The organism is Arthrobacter sp. Y3225116 (assembly GCF_059091245.1).
In genome coordinates, this window is the sequence record NZ_JBNHGL010000008.1 from 25,010 (window position 1) to 41,545 (window position 16,536).

The 16,536-nt window shown below is 63.6% G+C and carries 14 protein-coding genes; 9 read left to right on the forward strand and 5 right to left on the reverse strand.

Features of this window, described 5'->3' with window-relative positions; translation table 11 throughout:
• Positions 1-219 precede the first annotated feature (219 nt).
• From AC5RV2_RS02035 to AC5RV2_RS02050, 4 genes are all read left to right on the forward strand, one after another.
• Positions 220-1,743 carry a sugar ABC transporter ATP-binding protein gene (locus tag AC5RV2_RS02035; protein WP_494090944.1) on the forward strand — a complete coding sequence of 508 codons (1,524 nt, stop codon included), beginning with the start codon at positions 220-222 and terminating at the stop codon, positions 1,741-1,743.
• Entirely contained in the window at positions 1,740-2,777 is a 1,038-nt protein-coding gene (locus tag AC5RV2_RS02040) for an ABC transporter permease (protein ID WP_494090945.1), read from the forward strand. The genes AC5RV2_RS02035 and AC5RV2_RS02040 overlap by 4 nt, the downstream gene beginning before the upstream one ends.
• Before the next feature lie 76 nt (positions 2,778-2,853).
• The gene (locus AC5RV2_RS02045) at positions 2,854-3,885 is read left to right on the forward strand and encodes a sugar ABC transporter substrate-binding protein (protein ID WP_494090946.1); all 1,032 of its coding nucleotides are present in this window, start codon (positions 2,854-2,856) and stop codon (positions 3,883-3,885) included.
• Positions 3,886-4,026: 141 nt separating this feature from the next.
• Positions 4,027-5,049 carry a Gfo/Idh/MocA family oxidoreductase gene (locus AC5RV2_RS02050; protein WP_494090947.1) on the forward strand — a complete coding sequence of 341 codons (1,023 nt, stop codon included), beginning with the start codon at positions 4,027-4,029 and terminating at the stop codon, positions 5,047-5,049.
• Between the two features lie 111 nt (positions 5,050-5,160).
• On the opposite strand, the gene AC5RV2_RS02055 is transcribed toward AC5RV2_RS02050, so the two are convergent.
• The 3 genes from AC5RV2_RS02055 to AC5RV2_RS02065 form a co-directional block, all read right to left on the reverse strand.
• Positions 5,161-6,438 carry a multidrug effflux MFS transporter gene (locus AC5RV2_RS02055; RefSeq protein ID WP_494090957.1) on the reverse strand — a complete coding sequence of 426 codons (1,278 nt, stop codon included), beginning with the start codon at positions 6,436-6,438 and terminating at the stop codon, positions 5,161-5,163.
• A gap of 130 nt (positions 6,439-6,568) precedes the next feature.
• Positions 6,569-8,140, reverse strand: a complete 1,572-nt coding sequence (locus AC5RV2_RS02060) for a 4-hydroxyphenylacetate 3-hydroxylase N-terminal domain-containing protein (protein ID WP_493978755.1) — start codon at positions 8,138-8,140, stop codon at positions 6,569-6,571.
• Positions 8,137-8,649, reverse strand: a complete 513-nt coding sequence (locus AC5RV2_RS02065; protein ID WP_494090948.1) for a flavin reductase family protein — start codon at positions 8,647-8,649, stop codon at positions 8,137-8,139. The genes AC5RV2_RS02060 and AC5RV2_RS02065 overlap by 4 nt, the downstream gene beginning before the upstream one ends.
• Before the next feature lie 207 nt (positions 8,650-8,856).
• Here AC5RV2_RS02065 and AC5RV2_RS02070 point away from each other — a divergent pair, with 207 nt between their 5' ends.
• On the forward strand, positions 8,857-9,417 hold the full coding sequence (locus tag AC5RV2_RS02070; RefSeq protein ID WP_494090949.1) for a TetR/AcrR family transcriptional regulator: 561 nt from the start codon (positions 8,857-8,859) through the stop codon (positions 9,415-9,417).
• 70 nt (positions 9,418-9,487) lie between these two features.
• On the opposite strand, the gene AC5RV2_RS02075 is transcribed toward AC5RV2_RS02070, so the two are convergent.
• Positions 9,488-10,525, reverse strand: coding sequence for a hypothetical protein (locus AC5RV2_RS02075; RefSeq protein ID WP_494090950.1), 1,038 nt, complete (start codon positions 10,523-10,525; stop codon positions 9,488-9,490).
• Between the two features lie 333 nt (positions 10,526-10,858).
• Between AC5RV2_RS02075 and AC5RV2_RS02080 the strand changes: the two genes are divergently transcribed.
• From AC5RV2_RS02080 to AC5RV2_RS02095, 4 genes are all read left to right on the forward strand, one after another.
• The gene (locus AC5RV2_RS02080) at positions 10,859-11,971 is read left to right on the forward strand and encodes an aminomethyl transferase family protein (protein ID WP_494090951.1); all 1,113 of its coding nucleotides are present in this window, start codon (positions 10,859-10,861) and stop codon (positions 11,969-11,971) included.
• Positions 11,972-12,061: 90 nt separating this feature from the next.
• Positions 12,062-13,597, forward strand: coding sequence for an APC family permease (locus tag AC5RV2_RS02085; protein WP_494090952.1), 1,536 nt, complete (start codon positions 12,062-12,064; stop codon positions 13,595-13,597).
• Positions 13,598-13,758: 161 nt separating this feature from the next.
• Positions 13,759-14,181: an ArsR/SmtB family transcription factor gene (locus tag AC5RV2_RS02090; protein ID WP_494090953.1), complete on the forward strand. Its 423-nt coding sequence runs from the start codon at positions 13,759-13,761 to the stop codon at positions 14,179-14,181.
• Positions 14,178-15,089: a cation diffusion facilitator family transporter gene (locus AC5RV2_RS02095; RefSeq protein ID WP_494090954.1), complete on the forward strand. Its 912-nt coding sequence runs from the start codon at positions 14,178-14,180 to the stop codon at positions 15,087-15,089. The genes AC5RV2_RS02090 and AC5RV2_RS02095 overlap by 4 nt, the downstream gene beginning before the upstream one ends.
• Before the next feature lie 59 nt (positions 15,090-15,148).
• On the opposite strand, the gene AC5RV2_RS02100 is transcribed toward AC5RV2_RS02095, so the two are convergent.
• The gene (locus AC5RV2_RS02100; protein ID WP_494090955.1) at positions 15,149-16,432 is read right to left on the reverse strand and encodes a M20 family metallo-hydrolase; all 1,284 of its coding nucleotides are present in this window, start codon (positions 16,430-16,432) and stop codon (positions 15,149-15,151) included.
• Between the last annotated feature and the right edge of the window lie 104 nt (positions 16,433-16,536).

Sequence of the window (16,536 nt, forward strand, 5' to 3'; positions counted from 1 at the left end):
GCAGCTTTGGGCGCTTCACCGCTAAGGTCACAGTTCTATCTCGTACTACTAAAGTGGACGTGGTGCATGCCATAATAAACGCACTTGATGTGACGTGGGTCGCATTTCAGGCTCGGACGCCCACACACATCGGGTTTCAGACGCGCAGAGAGGCATTTCGTGGAACGTCAGGATACGAGTGCGGTCCAGTCCAGGGCCGATCACGTCGTCATTAAAGGAGTGCAGAAGCGCTATGGGGGCGTGGTGGCGCTGGGGGGTGTCGACGTCGTCATTAAGCGGGGCGAGATCCATGCCCTCGTTGGCGAGAACGGCGCCGGGAAGTCGACCTTGGGGAAGGTCATCGCGGGATCGATCCTCCCGGACGGCGGGAGCGTCACCGTGGACGGACGGGTAGTAAGATACCGGCGTCCGAGCGAGGCGATCAGGGATGGCATCGCCATGATCGACCAAGAACTCGCCATTCTCCCGCACCGCTCCGTGCTCGACAACGTTTTTCTCGGTACCGAACGCTCGAGGCTAGGAACGACGAGCCGTCGCGAGGCGCTCGTTCGCTACGCCGCGTTGGCGGACCGCTATGGCTTTCAAGACCTCAACCCGCACGCCCGCGCCGGGGAGCTGCGCGTCGCCGATCAGCAACGCATCGAAGTGATGCGGGCTCTGGCACGTAACGCCGAGCTTGTCGTCATGGACGAGCCCACGGCTCCATTGTCCCGGGTCGAGGCGGAGAACTTGCATGCGATTGTCCGGGATCTGCGGGACCAGGGAACAACGGTCGTGTTCGTCTCCCACTTTCTCGATGAGGTGCTCAGTCTCGCCGACACGACAACGATCCTCAAGGATGGACTCTGGATACGCACGGCGCCGGCCAGCGCGGAGACCAAGGACTCTCTCGTACTCGGCATGCTCGGTCGATCGATCGAGTCGGTATTCCCAGAAAAGAAGACTGCAGATGTCCCCAAGGAAACGGTCCTCAGCGTCTCCGGGCTAACGCGCCACGGTGTCATCGACGACGTGTCGCTAGAGGTCCGGGCCGGAGAAATCGTCGGAATCGCAGGGCTTGTCGGTAGTGGGCGAACGGAGACTGCACGGGCTTTGTTCGGCGCAGACCCGATCGACAGCGGCACCATCCTTCTCGATGGAAGGAAGATGCTCGCCCATTCACCCCGTGATGCCATCCGCCAAGGTGTTGCGTTGGTCCCGGAAAGCCGTAAGACGCAGGGGCTGCTCATGGGCCGCTCAGTGCGGGAGAACATCTCCATCTCAGCGCTCTCACGGCTTTCCATCGCCGGGCTCATCAGTCGGAGGCAAGAGAGCGTGAAAGTCAAGACGCTCATGAAGGAGCTCGGCATCAAAGCCGGCTCCCCCGCAGAAGCCGTCTCAACCCTTTCAGGTGGCAACCAGCAGAAGGTGGCGCTGGCTAAATGGCTGGCACGCTCCCCACGGCTGCTTATTGTCGACGAGCCCACGAGGGGCGTCGACATCGGCGCGAAATCGTCCATCTATCAAGTTCTCCGCAATCTGGCCACCAACGGCATGGCGATTTTGGTGATCTCCAGCGAACTTGAGGAAATTTTAGGCCTCGCGGACCGCACCTACGTGATGAGCCGAGGACGAATCGTGCGGGAATTCACCGGAGACTTGCCGGCACAAGAGGAGGCTGTGCTCGCAGCAGCCTTCGACAAAGTCGCTCCACAGGCGAGCACGGCAACAAATGCAGACGCATTCATAGAGGAGAGAGTGTGACCCCTACATCCACCACCCCGCCGTCGCTCGCCTCGGAAGCGACGGCCCGCACATTGAAGTCGAATGGCAAGGAGACGAAGCAACACCTAGGCCGCCGGGTACCGGAGATACTGCGCGAATACGGCATTGTCTTCGCTACGGTAGTGCTCTTCATCGGGATGGCGGCATCGTCTGATGCATTCCTCACCACGGGGAACCTCTTGAACATTCTGAACCAGAACGCAGCTGTCGGCATCATGGCCTGCGCTATGACCCTAACCTTGATCGCCGGCGGTTTCGACCTCTCACTCGGCGCCATCTACGGCTTTGCCGCCATCACGGCGGGCCTGGTGATGAATACGACGGAGTCCGTCACGCTCGGCGTGGCCGCCGGACTCGGTGTCGGACTCCTATTCGGCCTCGTCAACGGCTTTATCGTCAATGCGGGTCGCATCAACTTCTTTGTCGCCACGCTGGCGATGTCGCTCGTCTACCGCGGTTTCGCCTACGTGATCACCGGCGGCTTCATCGTCGTTGTTACTACACAGGCGTTTAGCGGCCTTGCCCGGACCCCGATCCTTTTCGACGTGCGTGCCCCGATCCTGATCTTCATCGCATTCGCGCTCATCTGCGGGTTCCTGCTCAACTTCACCGTGTTCGGGCGCCACATCTACGCGGTCGGAAGCAACGACCAGGCGGCCAGGCTCTCCGGCGTCGCGGTAAACCGGGTGCGCACCATCACCTATGTAATAGGTGGCGGTGCAGCCGCTCTCGCAGGACTCATCACCATGAGCCGCACGCTGAGTGTCGACGCCCAATCCGGAGTCGGTCTTGAGTTCGACGCGATCGCCGCCGTTCTTGTCGGCGGCACGTCCCTCATGGGCGGTTCCGGCGCTATCTGGCGCACGGTCGTTGGAGTGATGCTCTTCGCCCTGATCAACAACGGCTTCAACCTGCTCGGATTCGATCCGCTGTACTCGAAGATCTTCACCGGCGCGGTCATCATCCTCGCCGTGATGCTCGATGTATGGGGCCGGCGTAACCGGCGTGACTGAACCTTCCCCGCTTGACCTCGATCAACGGGATCCGCAGTGCCGCGGCCTCCCACACCAACAATCAGATAGGAACCACATGAAAATCAGGGTAGCAATGCGCACGACGACCCTAGCAGCTGGTGCCCTGGCGGTCGGACTGGCGGCCGCGGGCTGCTCGGCCTCGTCTGCTGGAGATACAGGAACCGAGCAGCCCGCGAACGAAGGGGTCGAGCTGGCGTATCTCGTCGGCCACATCTCAGACTTCACCCAAGCCCAGCTCGCCGGCATCGAGCGGGCAGCCGAGGAGCGCGGTGCAAACGTAACGATCTTCAACGCCGAGGACTCTTCTGCTGAGACGCAGGACAAGCTTTGCCAGGACATCATAGCTGCCGGTCGCTACGACTCGCTTGTCATTGATGCCTCCAACGGACAGACCCTCACGGTCTGCGCCGAGGACGCCATTGCGGCCGGCATTGAAGTGGTTTCGGCCTGGACGGCGCTCGGACCTGACCCCAAGAGCACAGAGATCCAGATCGAGGGCCAAGCCGGGGCCGTCGTGCTCAACCCCGAGGAATATTACGGGCAGATGTTCGATATCGTCGTCGAGGCGTGCGAAGGCATCGATCCCTGCAAGGTTGTCTCCGTCATCGGTTTCAAGGGCTACACTCCCGAGAACATCCGAGTGGAGTCTTGGCAGGAGCGGGTTAAGGACCACCCGAACATCCAATTCGTAGCGTGGGGCGAGGACTCGTATGATGCTGCGACAGCTGTGGTCACCGGCGGAGACCTCCTGCGGGCAAACAAGGATACCGCTGTGTACACGGGGTCTGGCGACACGACGACCGTGGCTATGATCCCGGTGCTCGAGGAACTCGGGCTCGTCGACAAGGTGAAGCTCATCGGTGACGGTGCCAGTAAGCGCGGCCTCGCCGCCGTCGAGGCCGGTGACATGTACGGCACGGTGCCGCTCTTCCCGAACGAGCTCGGCTACCAAGCTGCCCTCAGGGCCATCGATGCCGCCGAAGGCAAGGAGATCGAGCAGCCTGGGCTCAACGTGAATGACATCTTCCCGGAGCTGCCCCGCATCATCACCCAGGAGAACGCGGACCTATTCACTCCGGAGTGGTGAGGACCGGGGCGGGTCTGAACCGATGAGGGGCCGCCCAAGAGCCAGCCGTTGTTGCGCTCTTGGGCTGCCCCTCGCACCCGGGAGCGCCCAACCTTAGCGCTCCCATGCATTAGGCGGCAAAAGCACAATTGAGGAGCAGATGTGACGTTCAAGGTTGCAGTGTATGGCGTGGGCACTATGGGCGCGGAAATTGCGAGGATGCTCGTCGAGCGCAACGTTCCGATCGTCGCGGCCATCGCGCGTAACTCTGGGAAGGTCGGTAAGGACCTTGGAGAAGTGATCGGCATCGATCGTGAGCTGGGGGTTATCGTGACTGACGATGCGGACGCCGCGCTGCTAGGGACGCGCCCTCACGTGGTCGTGCTCACCGTAAACAGCTTTATCACCGATCATGCACCCTTCGTTGAGCGCGCGGTGCGCGCCGGAGCCAATGTCATCACCATCGCCGAAGAGGCCTCCCACCCTTGGCGGACCAGCCCCGACGAGACGAAGCGGCTCGACGCCCTCGCGAAAGAGCACGGGGTTTCTATCTACGGCGGCGGGCACGAGGACGCCTTCTGGATTGGCCTCGGCATGCAGTTGGCCGGGGTTGCACACCGTGTCGATGCAATTCGTTGGGAATCCACCTGGAACCCTGACACGTGCGGCCCGGAAATCCTCGCTTCGATGGGTATTGGCAGTCAGCCCAACGCGGGCACGGTGAATCTCGAATGGGAGGAGAACATGCCGCATCCCCCGTTCGCCCTTCCCGCGCTCGACGCCGTGGCCGACCACCTCGGACTTTCCGATGCACCCCGTCGGGTGTCAACCGAATATATTCTTGCCGAGACCGCGACATGGTCCTGGGCACTCGACCGCAAGATCGAGGTTGGGGAAATCATCGGTCTCCGTGACACTGTCCGCCGCGACCCCGTGAATGCCGGTGAGCCGGTGCTGGAGTTTGCCGTAACGGGCTTCCTCGCGCCGGGTGTTCATAATAGTGGCGAAAGCTGGGAAATTGAGGGCGTGCCGTCACTGAATATGCGCACCTCATTTTCGGAGGGCACCGCCCAGGTCACTGGCCAGGTAGTGAATCGTCTCCACGATCTAGTCGCGGCCGCCCCCGGTTGGGTCAAGCACTCCGACATGCCCGCGATCAGTTATCAGGGAATGCCGCGTACATAGTTGATAGCGGTCGTTGAGCGAAAGCCACGAGGGCGGGGACAGTACATCTGTTCCCGCCCTCGTTGGTTAGCCACCTGCCGACAGGTTCACAATTAGCGATGCTCAACCTTCTCAATTACGCTGCCGACCGGCGGCCCAGCCTCCAGCAGCAGCGACGAGCGTGCAGGTGAGCAGGCCAACACCCAGCGAAATCTGCAAGTCGTCTCCGCCGAGGCCCACGAGCGGAGCGGCAGCCGCGCCAATTGAGTATTCCGCTGCTCCGATGACCGCCATCGCCGTGCCCGCAGCGTGCGGGATCTGTTCGACCGCGAGCGCCGTTGCGTTGCCCAGTACAAGTCCCAGGCTGCTCACGACGAGGAAAAACAGCAGCACCGTGGCCCAAAGACCCGAGCTGCCGGTGAGCGTCAGGAGGGCATAGACCATCGACCCTCCCAGCATGAGCGCCAGCCCCAGCAGCATAACCGTGACAGGGCTGAACCGGTTGACAAGTTTGGCACTTATGAGGCTAGCCAAGGCAAGACCACCGGAATTCACCGCGAAAATGATGGAGAACCAGCCCGGGCTCAGCCCGAACGTCTCCTGGAGTATGAACGGCGACGCCGCGATATAGCAGAACAAGGCGCCCAGGCCACAGCCCACGGCAAGGCAATATCCCATGTAGGCGCGGTTCCGCAGGACTGTTTTGATCAGCGACACCAATTCGGCCACACCACCGGCCCGCCGCTGATCGAGCGGCAGGCTCTCCCGGATGAACAGCAACGCCAGCAGCCACAGCACCACGCTGAGGATGGTCAGCACCCAGAACACTCCACGCCAGCCAAGGACCGGGACTACCGCGCCCCCAGCCAAAGGAGCAAGGATCGGGGCGAGGCCCTGGATAGCCATCATCAGCGAAAACAGGCGCGCGGCTTGGCGTCCCGACGCACGATCGGCCAGCACGGCCCGGGCCAAAACGACCCCGGCGGCTCCGGAGGCCCCTTGCAGGAAGCGGGCGGCGATCAGCGCCTCCACCATCGGGGCCATGGCGCACAGCGCCGTGGCAAGAGCGCAGAGCGCTGAGCCGGCCAGCAGCAACTTACGGCGACCAAACTGGTCCGACAACGGTCCAATGACCAACTGCCCACCGGCAAGCCCGATCAGGAAGGCCGTCAGGGTCAGCTGCACGGCAAACGGCGCCGCGTCCAGCTCCCGGGCCAGCTCGGGAAACCCGGGAAGGTACATGTCGATCGCCAACTGGGGCACGGCGGAGACTGCGGCCAACACGACCACGAGGAACGGGGTCGGCGGAACCGCATGGACCCCGGCGACGTTTCCTCCAGCTTCCGGAAGACGGGGCGTCATCTCGCCCGCGGGCCCGCTGATCGCAGGAAGCTGTGGGTCTTTGGCCATGACTAGCCGTCCTTTCAGGGTTGTACAGACGCCGACGGCGGTGCCGCGGCCGGGGTGGGATTCCCCGGGCGGCACCGCCGTCGTCGCATTCGCTGTGCCTCGCGCGGTCTGGCCGGAAGAGGCAGACCGCTCAGCGCTTGCTGATGAAGTTCACATCATCGGGCGAGAAGAGCTTGTCGCTGGTCCAACCATTGAGGTCGTACTGGTCCATGCACTTTTCCACGAGCGACCGCGCATGATCGAGCGTGCCGTCCTGCTGCGCCGACTCGTTGAGCGTCAGGTGGCAGAGCTCGGGCTGGCCCCAGTAGTTGTGCTCATACAGTTCGTGCCGGGCGCCAAACTCCGAGCCGATCGAGTCCCACAGCAGCTTCATGGTCTTGGAACGATCCAAGGCGGTCTTCCCGTTGGAGCCGCGCAGGTAGCGGTCCAGGTACGGGCGCATCTCGGGGGTCTGGAAGTCCACGGCGTTTGAGTTCAGGTAAATCAGCCCCGAGGCAACCACCGTCTCGATGATTTCGCGGATGCGCCGGTTCATGGAGGACGCCATGGAGGCGTAGGCCCACCCGTATGCCCGGTTGGGAACCAGGTCATCGCCCCAGCCCTGGGTGGCGTTCTCGATCATGCCATCGCGCAGGGCGTTGACGGCGTGGCGGTAACCGATCACTTCGCCCAAGGCAGCCTGCACGCCCCGGAACTGCCCGGCACCCGTGATTTCCAGCGCCTTGCTCAGCGCGCCCACGAAGAAGTCGAGTTTGACGCCGAAGCGGGTGGAGGCCTGAAGGACGGCCCGGCCTTCCCACCCGGAGACGGTGTCGAACTCGGCCATCCGCTGCGTGTCGTAGATCAACACGTTCTCCCAGGGGATCAGCGCCTGGTCAAAGATGAGTACGGCGTCGTTCTCATCCAGCCGGGAGGACAGCGGGTAGTCGAAGGGGCTCGCGGCCCGGGCTGCCGTAGATTCGTAGGAGGCGCGGGAGAACATTTTGATCCCCTTGCCGTTTGTCGGTGCGAGGAAGGTGATGGCGAGGGATTTGTCCTTCAGCGGGGCACCGGCGTGGGAGACGTAGACATACTGCGTGGTCGGGGATCCGGTAGCCACGACCTTGGCCCCGCTGACAATAATGCCTTGGTCGGTTTCCCGTTCCACGTGGACGTAAACGTCCTTGACTTCCTCGGCGGGGCGGGAGCGGTCCACCGGCGGATTCACAATGGCGTGGCCGATGTGCAGCACGCGTTCCTGGGTTTCCTTGTACCAGTAGCGGGCGTTGTCGGCGAACTCGCCGAAGTACTCAGGGTTGGCGCCCAGCCCGGTGATCAGCGAGGCCTTGTAGTCCGGGGTGCGGCCCATCCAGCCAAACACCAGTTCCTGCCAAGTCCTGATGGCCTCGCGGCTGGCGCGCAGGTCATCCTTGGTGCGGGCGTACTTAAAGAAGGGATGCGTTAGTCCCCCGCTTCCGGTGTCTGTCGGCGCGGTGGTGCGGTCGCGGGTCTCGGGGTCATGCAGCGCATCGAACAGTGAAGCCAGCGACCGTGCCGAGTTCCGAAAGGCCGGGTGAGTGGTGACGTCGTCGACACGCTCGCCGTAGATCCAGACCTCGCGTCCGTCGCGGAGGCTTTCGAGGAACTCGTCGCCCGTCTGCATCCGTCCTGTCGAGGCCGGAGCGACAGGGGCGGTTTCGGTGGATTCGTTGACGATAGTCATGAAGTGGGTCCTTTCGCGAGGGCGCCGAACTGGCCGGCATGGAAGGTGAGGGGGGCGCCGCCGGTGTGGCTGTGTTGATGGACGTGCCCGATGAACAGGGTGTGGTCGCCGGCTCGGTGGCGGTCCACGATGCTGCAGGATAGGTAGCCAACGGCTCCGTCCACCAGGGCCATGCCGTTTTCCCATGTGAACTGCGGCAGCGTCTTCCCGGGTTTGCCGGCGAAGTGGGAGGCAATATCCAGTTGGTCTTCCGCCAGCACGCTGATGCCGTAGCGCGGGCGGTGGTTAAGGTGTCCATGCATCTTGGCTCTTTCTCCCACTGACACCAGCACCAGCGGTGGGTCGAGTGAAACCGACACGAAGCCATTGGCGGTCATACCGTGGACTTCACCGTCCTCAGTGACCGTGGTGACGACGACGACACCACTGGCGAAGCTCCCCAGCGTGCGGCGGAATTCCATCGGGTCCAAGGCTTTTTCCCTGATCAGCGTTTGCGTACCTTTGTACATACTTGAAGATGTTAGGCACCTCACAGAGTTAATACAAGAGGTTTGCGATTTATTTTAAAAAACGGACATAGCTGCCGGAAGCAGCCCCTAGAACTTCCGGAAGCGGAGACGGATAACTTTGGGGGTAGCTACCAGTTGGCCGTACGTACTTCTTGCATAGCTGCGCGTGTCATAGGGCAGCTACTCCCGAGTATGTACAGTTATCTCGTGACTCTTTCTCCGACAACCGGCCGCCGTAGGCCCAACGACCCCGCCCGGCGACAGCGCATTATTGAGGCAGCAGCCCGCGTTGTAGCCGAGCATGGGGTGGACTCGTTGACCTTCCGCGCCGTGGCCGATGCCGCCAAGGTCCCGCTGGGGTCCACGACGTATTACTTTGCCGACAAAGACGACCTGCTAGTCTCCACCATCCGGATGATCCGCGAGCGCAACCAGCGATCATTCGGCGAGATCCTCAAGCCCTTGGTCGAGGCGCAGGGCCTTGCTGGCGGGCTGGCCAGCCTCATTGAAGAAGTCACCGTCCGCCAGCATCAGCAGTTGGTGCTGGAGTACGGGCTGTATCTGAGCACGCTGCACCGTACGGCATTGCGATCCGAGATTCGGGAGTGGCGGATGGACCAAGTGGTTGCACCCTATTGCGACCAGCAGACGGCGGCCCTCCTGGGTTACACGCTGGAAGGCATCCTGCTGCGGTCGGTCATGGAGGACGCGATGTTCTTTGCCTCTGACGTGGAGCCACTTCTGCGCCGGATCATCGCCCCGGCTTAGGCGGCAAGACACCCCGGGAGCCGCATGGACGCGCTCCGGCGGTGCCTGCCGCCGCTTAGGGCGGGCCGCTCTACTGACCGGTGACCGACTGGAAGGCCAGCGGGGCCCGAAACCTCAGGTTCGGCAACTTCTCCGCGCGCAGATATCCAGCCGGAGCGGAAAGGACGTCGGGGACCCGGCTTAGCGCAATGCCTGCAGTGCATGCCACTCCGGGCAGCGGGCTGATTCGGAGCGCGATGGGCTCGGGCAGCAAGGGAGCGTGTACGGTGGCCAGCGCATACTCCTCGTCTCCCGCTTCGAAAACCTTCCCGATCAAGCGGACTTCGATGTCAACACCGGCAACAGTGGCAACGACTGTCCTTTCCAGTGATCCACTGACCACCCCGGCCGGGAAGTGGCCCCCCAGCGCCGCTACTCTCATCGGCGAAGCCGCAACTGTAGGTTCCACGGAGATACTCTCGGTAACCACCTCCGTACCGATGACGCCGGCAATCATGTGGGCACACTGTCGGGAAATGACGTCCTGGCCACCACCGGTCCCCGGCTTGAAATCAGCCGGCTCGACTCCGATTTGCAGGAAGGACAGCAGTTCAGCTCCGAAAGCTCCAAAGTCGCCTACGCACTCGACTTCTATCCGGTTTACGCCCGGAACGATGCCCGCCAACATCGCCGGTATCTGAGCCATCGCGACTTCATTGACACCAGTGCCGACCAGGGTGGCGTTCCCAGCGATGGCTGCGGCGTCGAGCTCGGCGGCCGTGCCTGCGTCAAAGTCCCACGGGTACATTGCATCTTCAGCGATGGTCAGCACATTGATGCCGCTGGCCAAGCACTCTTTCGCCGGGCCGAGCAGGTCGGTGAGCGCCGTCGTCGTAAAGAACAACGCGATGTCAGCCATGCCGGGCACTGCCCGGAAGTCCCCCGCCGCTTGCACCCGCACGCCGCAGGGCGGCATTCCAAGGACTTCGGCCACATCCTCCCCCACATGGCTGGCGCGCGTGAAGGCACCAACAATTTCGGCCCCATCCCGAAGAAGTGAGCTCACTGCTTCTGTGCCGACGGCCCCGAGGCCGAAAACGAGATAGCGAGGATTGTGCACTGCGTCCATCCAATCAGTCGATGTTCAGTCGGTCATGCTCAGCGCCGGGACAAGGACGTCTCACATCTCATTAGTTGTGGAGCACAACCGTGCTGAGGGTTGCAAGCACTTTAGGCAATCGGTGCGGCACGCCATATGTCCATCGGAGCCAGAGATCGCTGATTCTTCTGTGCTCGGTGCACTAGTACTTCAGGCCCCGGCGAGGAGCAGACTAAAGCGTGCGGCTTACCCCTATGCACTTTACGAGCACCTGTGTCATATTAAAACGAAGGACGATGCCCGGTCATTGGATTGGGTTGATCGAAAGCAGTCGCAGCAACCTTCTGAAAAGGAACGTAAGCCATGATGACCGACAACCTCCGCCGCACGGCATTCAGCCGGCTGTACGAAGAGGACGTGACCGAGTGGGAAGAGGTCATGGGCTACAGGATGCCAACGGCGGTCGCAGGCCTGGACACCGAGTACCGTGCGCTCCGGAACACCGTCGTCGCGCAGGACTACTCCATGCTTTACAAGTGGTTCGTCGAGGGTCCCGAGGCGCGTACCGTGGTCGACTCGCTCTTTTCCCGCGATGCTCACGCCATCGGCGTGGGCCGGATTGCCTACGGCGTCATCGTGGCGGATGACGGCGGCATGGTGGATGACGTCACTGTGAGCGTGCTCGACGCTGACAGAGTCGTGGTCATGGGCGGCAACCCGGACGTCACAGACGCACTCCGGGCTGCGGCACCGGCGGGGACCACGGTGCGGGAACGCAGGGAGGACTTCGCCGTCCTCTCGATCCAGGGGCCCAACAGTCGTGCGCTGCTCCAGCGGCTTACCGACTCTGACCTGAGCAACGAGGCGCTCCCTTACTACTCCCTGTTGTCGGACGCCAAGGTGGCGGGCGTCTCGGTCGACATCTTCCGCTTAGGTTTCACCGCCGAACTCGGCTATGAAGTGATGGTCTTGGCGGACAACGCGGAAACGCTGTATGAGGCTGTGTTTTCCCAGACAGACTTGGGGGTTGTGCCTTTTGCCGGCGGGACGCTCATGGTGGCCCGAATCGAGGCCGGCCTGATGCTGGCCGGCGTCGACTACAATCCGGACATCACGCCGTTCGAGTGCCGCCTGGGATGGACGGTCGACCTCGATAAGTCGCCTTTCCGCGGCCAGGAAGCATTGCGGGAGCGGAAGAAGACTGCACCCCTGCGCGTGGTGAGCGTGGTGTCCGATGCCGCGCCGGAAGAATTGGACGGCGCAGCCCTGTACGCCGAGGAACAACCCATCGGCCGCGTCAACATGGCGGTCTCTTCTCCTGCCTTGGGCGGAACCACGCTCGGCCTAGCCCGACTGCCAAAGGACTTCGCCAAGGTCGGCACCCGCCTCACCATCCGTGTCGGTGAGCGCAAGGTTGCCGTGGAAGTCCGCCCCACCCCCGTGCACGACCCGGAACGTGTGCGAGTCAGAAGCTAAGCGGAGGTAAAGGCCTTCGCTCTGGATAAATTGCGCTCCCGCTAAGTCACATCCTTAATTTGTTTACAACCCGTTCAAAGGAGGACAACGATGTCCATTCCCACTCACCCGGGCGAAGTGCCGCAGACAACGCACTCCGCAAAGCGGACATTAACGTCCACGAAGATCATCGTCCTTATCGTCGCAGCCCTCACACCGTTGTCCGTCGTCGTCGGAACGCTCCCGCTGGGTTTGGCCTTCGGAGGGCCCTCAACGGCGCTTTTGTACGTTGTCGCCGGACTGATCATCGGACTGTTCTGTGTGGGCTACGTCCAAATGGTCCGAAGGATCACGCGTCCCGGGGCGTTCTATAACTACATCGCCCGGGGGCTCGGCCGGCCTACAGGCGTGGGATCCGCGATGATTGCCGTCGTCACGTATTCGACCTTGCTCATCGGCATCTACGCGGTGACCTCCGTTGTGAACCAGGAGATCCTGGCTGGCTTCGGCATCAATGCCCCGTGGCAGGTTTGGTTCGTTGCCCAACTTTTGATTGTCACCGTGTTGGCATACCGGAAGATCGACCTGAGCGCACGGGTTACTTTTGTGATTGTCGGCCTCGAACTGCTGATTCTGGCCGCCCTGGTGATTGCCATCGTCGCCAAGGAGGGCTTGCCCGGGGCGTTCCCGGCGGAAGCATTCTCCCCGAATGTCCTGAGCGTTGGGCAGTGGACGATCGCGTTCGTATTCGCCATGCTCTGCTTCCAGGCCTTCGAAGCCGGGGCCCTCTATGCCCCCGAAGCGAAGAATCCGGAACGCACCGTTCCCCGCGCTCTCTACGGGGCGCTGATCATCCTGGTCGCCTCATTCGCGCTCGTAGCCTGGGCACTGACCGGCGTTACCGGCGTCGACGGATTGCAGGAGGCGGTGGGGGCCGACCTGGCCGGCTTCGTTTTCGCCACGACGGCTGCGTACTTGGGCGAGGCGGGCGTGTGGGCGCTGAGCCTGCTGGCCCTGCTGGCACAACTGGCCTGCGCCCTGGCGACCACGAACTTTGTGGCCCGTTATCTCAACAGCCTGGCCCGCGAGGAACTGCTGCCAGCTATTCTTGGCCGAAAGAACCGCCACAACTCGCCCGGTTCGGCCATCCTCATCCTCGCGGCCCTTGCCGTTGTGATCATCCTTGGCTTCTCCGTCGTGGGAATCGACCCATACACGGAGATTGCCCCCATTGGGTTTGGGTTGGGAGCGGTCGGAGCAACTACCTTGCAAGCCCTGGCGTCCGGTTCGGCCGTAGGTTTCTTCCTCCGGCAGCCGGCCTCCGAGCGCCATTGGTGGAAAACGACCGTCGCGCCGATCCTCGCCACCGTCTTGCTGGTGGCCGCCCTGATCATCGAGCTGAGCGCATTCAGCTACATCACCGGTAAGGACTCACCGGAGATGCTCGCCGTGCCTTGGATCATCCCCGTGGCGGGAGCGGCTGGATTGGCCTTCGGCTTCTGGCTTCGCAAGAACCGGCCGCTCCACTACCGCAGCCTCGCAGCCGGAGACACTGCGGAAGAAGCAGAAGAACTGCAGGAACTGCGTGACCATGAGCAGTCCCTGAGCGCGAGATCCGCGTCGATGGAGATTGCCGGGGAGAAGTAGCACCGGAATTTTCCTGCTGGTACGGAGGAGCGGCCGATCGTCGAGTTCAGCGCGACAATCGGCCGCTCCTCCTGTTAAGACTTGAGTCTCGCGGAACCGTCGGGCGTGCGGCCCTTCGTACCTGCTGCGACAAACTCGCACTTCACCGATATCATCGCCGTATGACGATACAACGGGAACGGGCCGCGGGCCGCACAGGCGACCTGGCGCCGGCGGCCGCTTTGTTCCACAGTCTTTCGGATCCCACCCGGTTGACCATCCTGCAGCACCTGACCACGGGCGAGCACAAGGTCCGGGAGCTGACGGAGCACCTCGGCCTTGCCCAGTCCACGGTCAGCGCCCACCTGTCGTGCCTGAGCGACTGCGGCCTGGTTACCTCACGCCCGGTGGGGCGGGCGTCGATGTATTCGCTGACCACCGAGCCCGAGCTGCTTGCCGCCCTGGCGTCGGCGGAGCAACTCTTGAAGGCTACCGGCTACGCGGTCGAGCTGTGTCCGACGGTTGCCGGCGGCCGGGCTGCCGCGGAGGCGCTGCCCGCGAAGCCAATGACAGGCGCGGCGCCCTCAGCGGAGGCATCGGCGTGAGCGGGCACCACCACCACGCGGGGCCGACGCACCGCGGCCGGCTGGCCATCGCCTTCGCCATCACCGCCGCCATCCTGGTCGCCATGGTGGTCGGCGCCTTCGTGACCGGGAGCCTTGCACTGCTGGTGGACGCCGGGCACATGCTCACCGACGCCGGCGGCCTGCTGATCGCCCTGGTCGCCGCTTCGCTCATGGCCCGCCCGCACACCCCGCGCCGCACCTGGGGATACCTCCGGATGGAAGTTCTGGCTGCCGGAGCCCAGGCCGCGGTCCTGCTCGCGGTCGGAATCTACGCGCTGGTCGAAGGTGTCCAGCGGCTGTTCCACCCGCCCGAAGTCAGTTCGGGTGGCCTGCTGGTGTTCGGCGTCATCGGCCTGCTGGGGAACATCGCCGCCATGCTGGTGCTCAGCGCCGGCCGGAATGCGAACCTCAACCTGCGGGCGGCTTTCCTCGAGGTGGTCAATGACGCCCTCGGCTCCGTCGCCGTCATCGCCAGCGCCGTCGTCATCGCCACCACCGGGTGGACCCAGGCGGACGCGCTGGCCGCGATGCTGATCGCCATCCTGATCGTCCCGCGCACCATCAAGATCCTCCGCGAGGCGGGCAGCATCCTGCTGGAAACCGTGCCGAAGGGCCTGGATCTCGAGGACGTCCGCCAACACATCCTGGAAGTGCCGCACGTGCTCTCGGTCCACGACCTGCACGCCTCGCGGATCTCCTCCAACATCCCGGTACTCAGCGCGCACGTGGTCATCGAGGATTCCTGCTTTGTGGACGGTCATGCGCCGCAGGTCCTGGACCAGCTCCAGCAGTGCGTGGCCGAACACTTCGAGCTGAGCGTGGAGCACTCCACCTTTCAACTGGAGCCCGCGGGCCACGTGGAGCACGAGCACCCGGGCCACGACTGAGCGGAACGGCCGGCGCGGCCTCGCCCCTCGCGCCGGCCGTGCCTTGCGGACGGGGCGAGCTACTGCGCCGGGACGAACTCCCCTGCCACCACGCGGCCCATCAGCTCCGTGAGGAGATCCACGCCGGCGAGCAGATCGTCGTCGTGGGTTAGCTCCTTCTCATTGTGGGAGATGCCGTCCACGCTGGGCACAAACAGCATGATGGTGGGGACGACGTCCTTCAGGTTGGTCGAATCGTGCCCCGCGAGCGTGCGGACCGTTCCGTACGTCAGGCCCAGCGCCTCCGCGCTCTTGGCGGCCAGACGCATGCCCGCCTCGTCGTAGGACTTCGCTGCCCAGACATGTTCGGCGCCGCGCTCGATCCGCACGCTTGCCCTTCGCTCGATTTCAGCGACCCGCCGGTGCAGTTCGGCATCGGCGGCGGCCAGCACATCGGGGTCCGTGCTGCGCACGTCCACGAGCAGCTCCACCCGGCTGGCCACCACCACGGGCGAGTTCGGGTAGACCGTGAACTCCCCGCAGGAGGTGATGACGGAATGCTCGTCGGTGCTGAATTCGTCTGCAATGTCCCGCGCGGCGACCACCAGCGAGGAGGCTCCGAGCAGCGCGTCGTGCCGGTCGGCAATCACCGTGGCGCCGGTGTGCGCCTGCTCGCCGTGCACGACGAACTCGTATTTGTTCGCGCCCCAGGTGGATTCGACCAAGCCGATGGTCAGCCCGGCGTCCTCCAGCGACCGGCCCTGCTCAATATGGATTTCCACGTAGGCTGAGATGTCCAGGGAAAAGTCGCCGATGGTGCCGATTGTTTCCAGCGCCTCGCGGACGGTGGTGCCGTGCGGATCGGTGGTGGCAAGGACCTTCTCGGCGGGCAGCTTGCCGGTGAACACGGAGCTGCCCATCATGGAAGGCTTGAACCGGCACCCTTCCTCGTTGAACCAGTTGATGACGGCGATGTTGAATGCCGGTGTGGTGCCCCCGGCCACCAGCCGCTGCTTGAGCCGGATCGCCGCGTGAGCGCCCGCCAGCACGCCGTAGGCGCCGTCGAAGCGCCCGCCGAGTGGCTGCGAGTCCAGGTGCGAGCCGACTCCGATATACGGGGCACCCGGCACCAGCTCGAGCAGCGCGAACTGGTTCCCCACCGCGTCGTAGCGGACCTCGAAACCGTGGCCCTCGACCAACCCGCGGAACCAGTTCCGGGTCTGCCCGTCCGCAACGGTCCCGGCCTGACGGTCCACTCCCCCGCCGGCCGTGGCACCGTACGAACTCATGGAGCGGAAGTCGTGCAGGAAGGACCCGGCGTCGTCGCTGGACTTGCCGGCCTGCTGCGAGGCAGTGATGGTCATGATGGCACTCCTAGGGTCTGATTGTTCAAAAGGTGCTCCGCGGACGACGCCGGCGCGGGGCTCGGGGCACGGACGGCGGCGCGGTTCGGGGCCGGAAGCGAGGC